This window comes from Streptomyces sp. CC224B, from assembly GCF_030010595.1.
Taxonomy (GTDB): Bacteria; Actinomycetota; Actinomycetes; order Streptomycetales; family Streptomycetaceae; genus Streptomyces; species Streptomyces longispororuber.
This window is the reverse complement of sequence record NZ_JASCXL010000083.1, coordinates 1-12059: the sequence shown is the minus strand read 5'-3', so window position 1 is coordinate 12059 and position 12059 is coordinate 1. Positions and strand designations below refer to the sequence as shown.

The following is a 12059-nucleotide window of genomic DNA, read 5'->3' as shown; positions in this document are numbered from 1 at the left end:
CGGGGGCAAAACCGCACACACTCCTCACGATCCTCGCCCCCGAGATCTCGAACCGACCCTCGATGCTAGACGACTTTCCGGACAGGTCCGGACGTCGTAACCAGCCATCGACGCCGCTTCCCGCCCCGCGCGGGCCGGCAGCCGCCACCGCCCGGATGGCCGGATACCGACGCCGCGCGCGACGCGGCACCCTGCCCGGCCGCGGCGGCGTACCCGCGAGGGCGTGTCCCGGCGCGACAGGACGGCGGCCGTCCCCGTCGCGGGGCGGCCCGGGCGCGGCCCGGGCGCCGGGACGGAACGGAGGTGCCCCTCGCGGGCGGCCCCGACGCCGGGCGGGGTCAGGACGTGAGGGCCCGGCGCAGCCGGTCGGCGTCGACCTTCCAGAAGGTGTGCTGCTCCCCGTCCACCAGCACCACCGGGATCTGCTCCCAGTACTCCCGGTGCAGCGCCGCGTCCCGCGTGATGTCCTTCTTCTCCCACGCGACGCCGAGCTCCCCGCACACCCGCTCCACGACGGCCTCGGCGTCCTCGCACAGGTGGCACTCGGGCTTGCCGATCAGCGTCACCACACGGTCCGCGGCCGGCTTCCCTCTCCTACGAAAAATCGGGCTCATGGCCCCAGCTTCCTACGGCCGCCGCGCCGCCCGCGCCCCGCCCGGGCCCGGAGCCGCAGTGTGACGGCGGTGACACGGAGAGTTGACGGGTTCGCATCCCCGCATTCACGGAGGACCCGAACAGAGTGGCTATGCTCGACGGCATGGCCGCTCTGGGTTGGCTCCATCCCCGTAGGCGCTCCGCCACCGCGCGCAGCGTCCTGGCAGGCGAGGCCTCGGCGGAGGCCGCGCGCAAGACGTCGCAGGAGCTGGAAGAGCTCGCGCGGACCCCGGCGCCCGGGAAGACCGAGAAGGCCGAGGCCCCCGAGTTCCCGGTCGCCGGCGACGAGAAGGCCGCCGCCTTCTTCGACCTCGACAACACCGTGCTGCAGGGCGCCGCCCTCTTCTACTTCGGCCGCGGGCTGTACAAGCGCAAGTTCTTCCAGCGCCGCGAACTGGCCCGGTTCGTCTGGCAGCAGGCCTGGTTCCGGCTCGCCGGGGAGGACCCCGAGCACCTCCAGGACGCCCGCGAGAGCGCCCTGTCCATCGTCAAGGGCCACCGCGTCGCCGAGCTGATCTCCATCGGCGAGGCCGTGTACGACGACTACCTGGCCGAGCGCATCTGGTCCGGCACCCGCGCCCTGGCCCAGGCCCACCTCGACGCGGGCCAGAAGGTCTGGCTGGTCACCGCCGCGCCGGTGGAGATGGCCACGATCATCGCCCGCCGCCTCGGCCTGACCGGCGCGCTCGGCACGGTCGCCGAGTCCGTGAACGGCGTCTACACCGGCAAGCTCGTCGGCGAGCCCCTGCACGGCCCCGCCAAGGCCGAGGCGGTCCGCGCCCTGGCCGCCGCCGAGGGCCTGGACCTCGCCCGCTGCGCCGCGTACAGCGACTCGCACAACGACATCCCGATGCTGTCGCTGGTCGGCCACCCGTACGCGATCAACCCCGACACCAAGCTGCGCAAGCACGCGCGCGCCAGTGACTGGCGGCTGCGGGACTACCGCACCGGGCGCAAGGCGGCGAAGGTCGGCATCCCCGCCGCCGCGGGCGTGGGCGCCCTCGCGGGCGGCGCCGCCGCGGCCGTCGCCCTGCACCGCCGCCGCCACTGACCGAGCCGGAACGCCGCCGCCGGACCCGCCGGGGGCGGCCCCTGGCATGCGCCGGACAGCCCCGGCCGTCACGCCGCGCACTCACTCTCGCGCGGCTGACGGCCCGCCGCCGCCACGCACCGTCACAAACGTCCGCGCGTACGAAAAAGAACGGCAATCGTTCTCTCTTACCCGTCAGGCCTCCCGCCAGTCCCGTTCGTTGAACTCGGCCACAACACGCCCCGCGCCCAGCCGGAATGTGTACCGATTCGATCAACAACCGTTCAATAACCGGTTCTTGAGCGACCGCTGATCGGTAAGAGAAGCGACGTAATCGATGATTTGAGCAACTGGGTGTAGTGCTGCCTGTACGAAGCGTTATTCTCCTCAGACGCATACCGGACCTTGCGCGTCGCTACGACGGGTGAATGGTCCGCACCGCATGTGATGGAAGCTCTGCCTCTGGGAGTCCCGTGTACCCACACGTCGGGGTTGACGCCTCGGGCCTGGCTACGCTCCGTGCAACGGTCCTCGACCGTCTGCGCGGTTTCGTCCCCACCGCGTACGCCGTCCCCGCCTTCGCCGTCCCGGCACCCGCCGGGCCGTGCTACGCCTTGGCGGACGGCGGTGCCGCCGTCGGCAGACGCGCGCGCTCCGGCTCCGCCGCCACCACCACCCGCCGCCCCGCCGCGGACAGCGACAGCGCCCGCATGATGGACCTCGTGGAGCGCGCCCAGGCCGGCGAGTCCGACGCCTTCGGCCGCCTCTACGACCAGTACAGCGACACCGTCTACCGCTACATCTACTACCGCGTGGGCGGCAAGGCGACCGCCGAGGACCTCACCAGCGAGACCTTTCTGCGGGCGCTGCGCCGGATCGGCACCTTCACCTGGCAGGGCCGCGACTTCGGCGCCTGGCTGGTGACGATCGCCCGCAACCTCGTCGCCGACCACTTCAAGTCCAGCCGCTTCCGCCTCGAAGTGACCACCGGCGAGATGCTCGACGCCAACGAGGTCGAGCGCAGCCCCGAGGACTCCGTCCTCGAGTCCCTGTCGAACGCCGCGCTCCTGGACGCGGTCCGCCGGCTCAACCCGCAGCAGCAGGAGTGCGTGACGCTGCGCTTCCTCCAGGGCCTGTCCGTCGCCGAGACCGCGCGCGTCATGGGCAAGAACGAAGGCGCGATCAAGACCCTGCAGTACCGGGCGGTGCGCACGCTCGCCCGCCTCCTCCCGGACGACGCCCGCTGAGCCGTGCCGCTTCCGGCCGCACCCGGCCGGGCCGGGCCGCGGCACGGTCCCGGCGGCCGTCGCCCGGCGCCCCGTCCCGGCGCCTCGGCGCGGTACGCCGAGCGACGATCAACTCACGTACAGTGGCGGACAGTTGGCGGACACGAGGCCACCCGTTTCTTTCGCGGTCCGATCATCCTCCGTCCGTAACCCAAGTGCCGCGACGCTCGTTGTGCGGGATGCAGGCTCCCTGTGGTCGCATCCTGACCCTCTCCCGGCCCCGAGAAAAGCGGGAGATACTCCATTCGCTCACTCGATCGAGTGGAAGTACTCAGGACCTGCAACCCTCAGGACCCCTGGGGAGTCGACGTCATGACGAGAGGAGGTGCCGCCAGTGATCGCGAACGTATCGGCCCACCGGCGGGCGAACGCCTTCGCCCAGGCCCTGGAGGAGCACTCCGGCCAGGACCCGGCGGCCGAGCAGCCCGAAGACCCCGCCGCCCCCGCGGCCGCCCGCACCGACGCCGCGGCGCCCGGACCGGCCGAGCCCGGCCGCCTCCTGGCGCTCGCCGACGGCCTGGCCCGGCTTCCCAGGCCGGAGCTGGACCCCGAGGTCAAAGTGGTGCAGCGGGCGCAGTTGGTGGCGGCCATGGAGGCCATGCTGGCGGAGGGCACCACGGGCGACGGCGCTTCCGTGCCGCGCCAGCGCTCCGGCAGGGGCGCCCACCGCGCCCTGCGCAAGCTCAAGCCGCGCACCCGCCTGTCCAAGGGCATCGCCGCGGGCGGACTCACCGTCGGTGTCGCGGCCGGGGCGTTCGGCGGCATCGCCGCCGCGAGCAACGACGCGCTGCCGGGCGACTCGCTCTACGGCCTCAAGCGCGGCATGGAAGACATCAAGCTCGGCATGGCCGACAGCGACGCCGACCGCGGCCGGCTCTATCTGGACCAGGCGTCGACCCGGCTCAGCGAGGCCCGCCGCCTGATGGAGCGCACCCGCTCCGGCCAGCTCGACCACGAGTCCCTCGGCGAAGTGCGCCGCGCCCTCTCCGGCATGCGCCACGACGCCGCCGAAGGCCACCGCCTCCTCACCGAGGCCTACGAGCGCGACGGCTCCCTCGGCCCCCTCCAGGCGCTCTCCTCCTTCGCCAGGACCCACGGCGCGAGCTGGCGCGACCTGCGCGACAAGCTCCCCGTCCAGCTCGGCGACGTGGGCCAGGAGGTCACCTCGGTCTTCGACGCCATGGAGCAGGAGGTCGAGCCGCTGAACTCCCTGCTCCCCGGCCCCTCCGGCAAGCACCGCGCGCCGGACGACCGCCGCCCCCGGCAGGACGCCCCCGACGCGCCCCGCCAGGACCGGCCCTCGCCGCGCACCTCGGACGGCGACTCCCAGCCGCCCCGGGCCCCCGGCAAGCCCCGGCCCTCGGCGCCCACCCAGAAGGAGACCGGCGGCGGCCTGCTGCCCGGGGTGACGGACGACCTGATCGATCCCCCCAGCAAGCCCCACACCCCGCCGCCGAGCCGCACCGCGCCGGACAAGCCCCACAGCGACTCCGGCCCGCCCAAGCCGGACGTCACGCTCCCGCCCCTCATCCCCGGCCTCCTCCCGGAGCTCGGCATCGAGGACGAGGAGCCGAAGTAGACCACCGCCCTCCGCCCCGGCAGGGGCGGAGGGCGGTTCGCTCTCCGCGGTTCAGCTCTCCGCGGTTCAGCTCTCCGCGGTTCAGGTCTCCGAAGCCCCCGTCCCTGCGGCCGGCCGTGGGACGCCCGCGAGAGCCCCGCGCCTCAGAAGAACACCGACCTCCGCTGCACCAGCAGCTTGTACAGCGTGTGCTGGATCTGCTCGCGCACCTGGTCCGTCAGGTTGAACATCAGCATCGGGTCCTCGGCCGCCTCCGGCGGATACCCGTCCGTGGGGATGGGCTCCCCGAACTGGATCGTCCACTTGGTGGGCAGCGGCACCGTCCCCAGGGGCCCCAGCCAGGGGAACGTCGGCGTCAGCGGGAAGTACGGGATCCCGAGGACCCGGGCCAGCGTCTTCGCGTTGCCCACCATCGGATAGATCTCCTCCGCCCCCACGATGGAGCACGGCACGATCGGCGACCCGGTGCGCAGCGCCGTGGACACGAACCCGCCGCGCCCGAACCGCTGGAGCTTGTACCGCTCCTTGAAGGGCTTCCCGATCCCCTTGAACCCCTCGGGCATCACCCCGACGAGCTCGCCCCGCTCCAGGAGCGCCTCCGCGTCCTCCGCGCACGCCAACGTGTGCCCGGCCTTGCGCGCCAGCTCGTTCACCACCGGCAGCATGAACACCAAGTCGGCCGCGAGCAGCCGCAGATGGCGCTCCTGCGGATGGTGATCGTGCACGGCGACCTGCATCATCAGGCCGTCCCAGGGCAGCGTCCCCGAGTGGTTGGCGACGATCAGCGCCCCGCCGTCGCCGGGCACGTTCTCGATGCCCTTGACCTCCACCCGGAAGTACTTCTCGTAGATCGGCCGCAGCAGCGACATCAGGACCTGGTCGGTGAGCTCCTCGTCGTACCCGAACTCGTCGACCTCGTAGTCACCCGTCAGGCGCCGCCGCAGGAAGGCGAGGCCGCCGGCGATCCGCCGGTCCCAGCCGCCCCCGCCGCCGCCCGGCACCGATGACTCGCCGTCCCGGTCCACCGAGGTCCCGGCGGAGGCGGAGCCCCGCGAGCCGGGCGTGCCGTCCGAGCCCTCCGGTGCCCCGGGGGCACCCGGTGCGTCCATGGCCTCCGTGCTCGCGGAGACCTCCGGGGCGGCTCCCGGTTCCGTGCCCTCCGTCCCCGGGGCGCGCCGGTCCCGCCGCCCCGGTACGGGCGCCACCTTCGCCGCGTCACCCTTGCGGCGCGGCCCGGTGGGCCTGCGGCGCGGCGGCCGCTGTCCGGCCCCACGCGACCGGTCGTCGTCGAACGGAATGACCTTGGCGTCCGCCATCGTTGACGATCTCCTCAGTTGGCGCTGTGGTGGGCACTGTCGTCGGCCGCGCGTCCGGCGCCCGCCCGGGTGCCGCTCGCCGTGCCGCCGCCCGCGAACGGCAGCGCCGCGACCTTGTCGACGGCCGCCGCGAGCGCGTCCGGAGGCAGCAGCCCGGGGCCCCGGCCGCGGACGAAGTCCGCGAACGTCTCCGCGGTGCTGTACTTGGGCTCGAACCCCAGTGTCTCGCGCATCTGCCGCGTGGCCACGACCCGGCCGTGGGTGAGCAGCCGGATCTGCTCGCGGGAGAAGTCCGTCACCCCGAGCGTCCGCAGCGCCGTTCCCACCCAGGTGACGGCGGGCAGCAGCACCGGCAGCGTCGGGCGGCCGAGGCGGCGCGCGCACTGCGAGAGCAGCAGCAGGCCGTCGCCGGCGATGTTGAACGTGCCGCTGTTGAGCGTCCCGCGCCGCGGTTCGTGCGAGGCGAGCCGCAGCACGTCGATCACGTCGTCCTCGTGGACGAACTGCAGCCGCGGGTCGTAGCCGAAGACCGTCGGCAGCACCGGCAGCGAGAAGTACTCCGCGAGCGGCGAGTCCGCGGCCGGGCCGAGGATGTTCGCGAACCGCAGGACGCACACCGCGACGTCCGGGCGGCGGCGCGCGAAGCCGCGTACGTAGCCCTCGACCTCGCAGGCGTCCTTGGCGAAGCCGCCGCTCGGCAGCGACTTGGGCGGCGTGGTCTCGGTGAAGACCGCCGGGTCGCGCGGGGCCGAGCCGTACACGTTGGTGCTCGACTTCACGACCAGGCGCTTGACCCTCGGCGACTTCTGGCAGGCACCGAGGAGCTGCATGGTGCCGATGACGTTGGTCTCCTTGACCGAGCCGCGGCTGCCGCCGGCGAGCGCGGTGCCCGTGACGTCCATGTGGACGACCGTGTCCACGGCGTGCTCGGCGAGCACGCGCGTGATCGTGGGCTGCCGGATGTCCGCCTGGACGAAGTCGGCGCCGCCCAGATGGTGCGCGGGCGGGACCGCGTCGACGGCGATCACCCGGTCGACCTCGGGATCGCGCTGGACGCGCCGGACGAACCTGCCGCCTAGCTGCCGGGCCACCCCGGTCACGAGCACGACCTTGCCCAAGATCAGCGCCGCCTTTCCCCAGCCCGCGTGACGTCTGTGGCCCACGCTAGCGGGTTGATGTCGCGCTGTGACGACCGCGGGCTCCGCAAAGTGACGCCGACCACTCCCTTCCCGCAAAGATCAAGCCGTACGCCCGCCTTTGAACAGTTGAACCCCTTATGACCCGCGCCCTTCGGAGAACGAGGGCTGCGGAGAAGCGGGGGCCGGGGGAAACGGGGCAGGAGGGGAAGCGGGGCAGGAGGGGAAGCGGGGGCCGGGGGAAACGCACCGAGGCCCTCCCGCCGGATGGCGGGAGGGCCTCAGTACGTATCGGCTCGCTCGTTACAGCGTCGCTTACTTCTTGTTGCGACGCTGAACGCGCGTGCGCTTCAGCAGCTTGCGGTGCTTCTTCTTCGCCATCCGCTTACGCCGCTTCTTGATAACAGAGCCCACGACTACCCTCGCTCACTTCTCGGATCACCCCCGCGTCGGCGGGGATATCGGTGCGGGGCGTCTGGGCCCACACGACCTACGTCGGCCTAGCCTACCCGCACGTTTGCCGAGCCTGTAATCGAGGGATGTCGATCAGGCCGTCTCCACCCCCACGTATGAGTCGCGAAGGTACTCGTGAACCGCGTTCTCGGGCACCCGGAAGGACCTTCCGACCCGGATTGCGGGCAGATGACCGCTGTGCACCAGCCGGTACACGGTCATCTTCGAGACTCGCATCACCGCGGCGACCTCCGCCACGGTCAGGAACGCAACCTCGCTGAGAGGCCTCTGGTCAGCAGCCATGACACACCTGAACCTTCCGCACATGACGCGCACCGGCTTCCCCTTCCGGTGACTCCTCGTCGCTGTGCGCTCACTCCCCAGAGTAGGGGCGGGTGATGCGAGTGGGGAAGAGGAGCTGCCATCGGCCGTTTACTGTGACAGACACGCTCGATTGAGTACATAGCGAGTAAGCGGTCGGTAGTAATCAGACCGCACAGCGTCATCAAGCGGAACGACGACGGACACTTGCCCCTCGGCCTCTCCGACGAACAGCGCGGGGTCGTCCGTATCCGCCAGACCGATCGCCTCAAACCCGAGCTGACCTGCTCCGCAGACCCATCCGTGGTCCCCGATGACCAGCTCCGGGAGGGGCCCGCCGACGTCCGCCTGGACCCCCAGGGCCCGTCGAATCGGTAGGGGTGAATGGGTGTGTGCGCCGGTTGCACTCCCGGTGGGACGCGCGCCGGGTTCGCGCACCAGCGCGACTCCTTGTACGTAGTCAAGGTTGTACGTGCGTAGGCCGAACCGGGTCGTTATGTCGACACGGCAACCCTGCGCGGGGGTGAGGACCTGACAGCCGGCCGCCGACAGGGCGGCGGCCAACGCGGCGTAGAAGTCCAGGAGTCGGTGGGGGTGGCCCGTCCCGAGCAGGACGGGCAGCCGCCGCCGGGCCGCCTCCCGGAGCCGCCGGGCGAACGCGTCGAGCGCCGCCAACGTCCGTTCCGGGTCGATCACATCGGCACCCGTGGTGTGGTGCGGGTCGTCGGAGACCCCGCACCGGTCCGCCATGAGCCGCAGCAAGTCCCGGGGCCCCCAGGCCTGTTCGGGACAGAGCCCGAGCAGCACCCGCGGGTCCCGGGCGGCGAAGAGCCGGTAGCTCCGCAGGCTCTCCTCCCGCGACGTGGCGACGGGTCCGGCGAGCCGGGCCGCCAGCAGATGCGCGCGCAACGCTCCGGTGCTCAACACGCACCGATGCTGCCGCACCCCCACTGTCCCCGCCCCGAAAACCCCGAAAACGCCGCACAGTCGGGCTAAGGCCCGTCCCGGGGCGGGCCTCGTGCGCCGGGCCGCCCGGCTAGGGCAGCAGCCCGCGCAGCGGGAACGCCGCCCGCCGGGCCGCCAGGACCGCCTGGTCCACCCGGTCCGCGGGGTCGTACCCCTCGCTCCACTCGCGCCACCGCACGGGCCACCGCCCGTCCGTCATCCGGCCGGGGCCGAGCATGCGGGCCCGCGCGAACACCACGCGCGCCCACTCCTCGGGCACCACCGCGGCGGGGTCGATCTCCCGCCCGGCGGCCACCGCCACCAGGTGCGCCCAGGACCGCGGCACCACGTCCACGACCGCGTATCCGCCGCCGCCGAGCGCCACCCACCGGCCGTCGGCGTACGCGTGGGCCAGCTCGTGGCAGGCGACCTGCACCGCCCGCTGCGCGTCCAGCGAGACCGCCAGGTGCGCCAAGGGGTCCTCGAAGTGGGTGTCCGCCCCGTGCTGCGTCACCAGGACCTGCGGCCGGAACTCCGCGAGCAGCTCGGGCACCACCGCGTGGAAGGCCCGCACCCAGCCCTCGTCGCCCGTGCCCGCGGGCAGCGCGACGTTCACCGCGCCGCCCGGCGCGGCCTCGCCGCCGGTCTCCTCCGGCCATCCGGAGCCCGGGAACAGCGTCCGCGGGTGCTCGTGCAGGGAGATCGTCAGGACCCGCGGGTCGTCCCAGAACGCCGCCTGCACCCCGTCCCCGTGGTGCACGTCGACGTCCACGTAGGCGACGCGCTCGGCGCCGAGCTCCAGCAGGCGCGCGATGGCGAGGGCGGCGTCGTTGTACACGCAGAAGCCGGAGGCCGCGCCCGGCATCGCGTGGTGCAGGCCGCCCGCGAAGTTCACCGCGTGCAGCGCGTCCTGGTGCCACACGGCCTCGGCGGCACCGATCGACTGCCCGGCGATCAGCGCCGACACGTCGTGCATCGCGGCGAACGCCGGCACGTCCTCCGTGCCGAGCCCGTACTCCCCACGGGCCGAGCGCGGGTCCGCGGAGGCGGCCTTCACCGCCGCCACGTAGTCCTCGCGGTGGACGAGGCCCAGCGTGGCGTCGTCGGCACGCTGCGCCGCGACGACGTCCAGGTCGCCGCCGAGTCCGAAGGCGTCGACCAGACTCTTCGTCAGGACGAGCCGGACCGGGTCCATGGGGTGCTCGGAACCGAAGTCATAGCCCGTTACCGCTTCGTCCCACATCAGTCGTGCGCGCCCGCTCATGACCGTCACCGTATCGGTCCGGTCCGGGGGCGAACGACCGGGCGTACCGCAAGGTCACGAGCACCAACACCAGGGGAACGGCCATCGCCCCGCGATGGTTCCACGCCTCCCCCAGCGCCCCCACCAACGGCGAACCGACCAGGAACCCCACGTAGTTGAAGACGTTCAGCCGGGCGACCGCCGCGTCCGACGCCCCGGGGAACAGCCGCCCCGCCGCCGCGAACGTCTGCGGCACGAGCACGCACAGCCCGAGCCCCAGCACCGCGAACCCGCCGATCCCCGCCCACGGCCCGGGAGCCACGGCCACCACCCCGAACCCCACCGCGCCGAGGACCGCGCCCGCCCGCACCACGGCCACCGCCCCGAACCGCCGCACCCCCAGGTCCCCGACGCCCCGCCCCACCAGGGTCGTCACCATGTACACGCTGTACGGCACCGTGGAGAGCTGCTCGGAGCTTCCCAGCACGTCCTGGAGGTACTTGGCGCCCCAGTTGGAGACCGTCGAGTCCCCGATGTACGCGAACGTCATCACGAGGCACAGCGGCAACAACGTCCGGAAAACCACCACCTCACCGCCGGGTCCATCACCGGGCTCCCGCTGCTTCGCGTCCGGGTCCCCGCTGCCCGGCCCGTGGTCGACGTACCACCGGCTCCCCACGAGCACCGCCGGCAGCAGCACCGCGACGACCGGCAGATACGACGCGACCAGCGACAGGTCCCCGTGCGCCCCCGCCCACGCCAGCGAGGCCCCCACGATCCCGCCCAGGCTGTACGCCGCGTGGAAGCCGAGCATGATGCTGCGCCCGTACGCGCGCTGCAGGCTCACCCCGAGCATGTTCATCGAGGCGTCGAGCGCCCCCACCGCGACCCCGAACGCCCCCAGGGCGACGGCGATCTGCCACATCGCGTCGCCGGCGCCCGCGCCGAGCAGCGCGAGCAGGGCCGCGGGCTGTGACCACCGCATCACCCGGCTCGGCGGTGCCCGCCGCACCACGCGCTCGGCGACGACGCTTCCGGCCCCGGCCAGCACCGGCACGCCCGCCAGGAAGAGGGGCAGCAGTCCGTCGGATATCCCGTACCGGTCCTGCAGCGCGGGTATCCGCGTCACGAGGAGCGCGAACGCGACCCCTTGCACGGCAAAGCCGAACGCGAGCGAGGCCCGGCCGCGCCGCAGCGTCTTGGTCATGACGGCGAAGCGTAAGCCCCGGCGCTACCGCTGGGTAGAGAGATCACTCAGCGACCTTCGCGCCCGCCACCGGCGCCGATGTCCGCGGCGGTCAGGAGCGCCGGCAGGTCCCGCAGGTCGCTGAAGAGCCGGGTGGCCGCGCTCAGCCGCTCGCCCGGGGTCATGGCCGTGAACCCGTACACATCCATCCCGGCCGCGATCGCGGCCTGCACGCCGAGCGGGCTGTCCTCGACGACGAGGCACCGCTCGGGTGCGACGCCCATGCGCTGGGCGGCGTACAGGAACAGATCAGGTGCCGGCTTGCCGCGGCCGACGTCCTGGGAGCTGAAGACGCGGTCCTCCCCGAACCACGTGTCGAGCCCGGTCTTCCGGTGTCCCACCCGGATCCGTTCGTGGCTTCCGGAGGAGGCCAGCCAGTAGGCGATTCCGTCGGCGGTGAGCTTCTCGAGCACCTCGAAGGCTCCGGGCATGGGCTGGAGCTCCCGCTCGAACGCGGCGAAGACCCGGGCGTGGAAGACGTCGTCGAAGTCCTCGGGCAGCCGCTTCCCGGACCGTTCGAGCACGAGGTCGTGTACGCGGTGGACCGCGGCCCCCATGTAGTCCCGCAGGGAGTCCTCGTACGTGGTGGGGTGGCCGAGCTCGGTCAGGTACCCGGCGAGGATGGTGTTGGAGAGGGGCTCGCTGTCCACCAGGACGCCGTCGTTGTCGAAGATGACCAGGTCGTATCGCATGGCCCGACCCTAGAACACGGATATCGCCCCGCAGGAAAGCAGCGGTACAACGCGAGAAAGCCCCCGTGCCAATGGCACGGGGGCTTTCTCTCAACAATAGTTCGGCGGCGTCCTACTCTCCCACAGGGTCCCCCCTGCAGTACCATCGGCGCTGAAAG

12 protein-coding genes are annotated in these 12059 nt (G+C 72.5%); 3 read left to right on the top strand and 9 right to left on the bottom strand.

Going from position 1 to position 12059, the window contains the following annotated elements:
• Nucleotides 1-338: 338 nt before the first annotated feature.
• Complete coding sequence (locus tag QK440_RS28575; RefSeq protein WP_282796106.1) at nucleotides 339-614, bottom strand: glutaredoxin family protein; 276 nt, start codon at nucleotides 612-614, stop codon at nucleotides 339-341.
• Nucleotides 615-757: 143 nt separating this feature from the next.
• Here QK440_RS28575 and QK440_RS28570 point away from each other — a divergent pair, with 143 nt between their 5' ends.
• The 3 genes from QK440_RS28570 to QK440_RS28560 all read left to right on the top strand — a co-directional run bounded on the left by QK440_RS28570 (nucleotide 758) and on the right by QK440_RS28560 (nucleotide 4549).
• Nucleotides 758-1705 (top strand): HAD-IB family hydrolase, encoded by a 948-nt coding sequence (locus QK440_RS28570; RefSeq protein WP_282796105.1) that lies wholly within the window; start codon nucleotides 758-760, stop codon nucleotides 1703-1705.
• Nucleotides 1706-2157: 452 nt separating this feature from the next.
• Nucleotides 2158-2931 carry an ECF subfamily RNA polymerase sigma factor, BldN family gene (locus tag QK440_RS28565; RefSeq protein ID WP_190137294.1) on the top strand — a complete coding sequence of 258 codons (774 nt, stop codon included), beginning with the start codon at nucleotides 2158-2160 and terminating at the stop codon, nucleotides 2929-2931.
• A 373-nt stretch (nucleotides 2932-3304) separates the two neighbouring features.
• Nucleotides 3305-4549, top strand: coding sequence for a DUF5667 domain-containing protein (locus tag QK440_RS28560; protein WP_282796104.1), 1245 nt, complete (start codon nucleotides 3305-3307; stop codon nucleotides 4547-4549).
• 143 nt (nucleotides 4550-4692) lie between these two features.
• On the opposite strand, the gene QK440_RS28555 is transcribed toward QK440_RS28560, so the two are convergent.
• The 8 genes from QK440_RS28555 to QK440_RS28520 form a co-directional block, all read right to left on the bottom strand.
• Nucleotides 4693-5865, bottom strand: coding sequence for a 1-acyl-sn-glycerol-3-phosphate acyltransferase (locus tag QK440_RS28555; protein WP_282796103.1), 1173 nt, complete (start codon nucleotides 5863-5865; stop codon nucleotides 4693-4695).
• Nucleotides 5866-5879: 14 nt separating this feature from the next.
• Nucleotides 5880-6983, bottom strand: a complete 1104-nt coding sequence (locus QK440_RS28550) for an NAD-dependent epimerase/dehydratase family protein (RefSeq protein ID WP_282796129.1) — start codon at nucleotides 6981-6983, stop codon at nucleotides 5880-5882.
• Nucleotides 6984-7316: 333 nt separating this feature from the next.
• The gene (locus tag QK440_RS28545; protein ID WP_003948845.1) at nucleotides 7317-7415 is read right to left on the bottom strand and encodes an AURKAIP1/COX24 domain-containing protein; all 99 of its coding nucleotides are present in this window, start codon (nucleotides 7413-7415) and stop codon (nucleotides 7317-7319) included.
• 132 nt (nucleotides 7416-7547) lie between these two features.
• The gene (locus QK440_RS28540) at nucleotides 7548-7757 is read right to left on the bottom strand and encodes a helix-turn-helix domain-containing protein (protein WP_157164103.1); all 210 of its coding nucleotides are present in this window, start codon (nucleotides 7755-7757) and stop codon (nucleotides 7548-7550) included.
• 129 nt (nucleotides 7758-7886) lie between these two features.
• Nucleotides 7887-8702, bottom strand: coding sequence for a phosphatase (locus QK440_RS28535; RefSeq protein ID WP_282796102.1), 816 nt, complete (start codon nucleotides 8700-8702; stop codon nucleotides 7887-7889).
• Between the two features lie 109 nt (nucleotides 8703-8811).
• Nucleotides 8812-9984: an acetoin utilization protein AcuC gene (locus tag QK440_RS28530; protein ID WP_282796101.1), complete on the bottom strand. Its 1173-nt coding sequence runs from the start codon at nucleotides 9982-9984 to the stop codon at nucleotides 8812-8814.
• Entirely contained in the window at nucleotides 9935-11170 is a 1236-nt protein-coding gene (locus tag QK440_RS28525) for an MFS transporter (RefSeq protein ID WP_282796100.1), read from the bottom strand. The genes QK440_RS28530 and QK440_RS28525 overlap by 50 nt, the downstream gene beginning before the upstream one ends.
• 47 nt (nucleotides 11171-11217) lie before the next feature.
• Nucleotides 11218-11901, bottom strand: a complete 684-nt coding sequence (locus QK440_RS28520; RefSeq protein ID WP_282796099.1) for an HAD family hydrolase — start codon at nucleotides 11899-11901, stop codon at nucleotides 11218-11220.
• Nucleotides 11902-12059 lie beyond the last annotated feature (158 nt).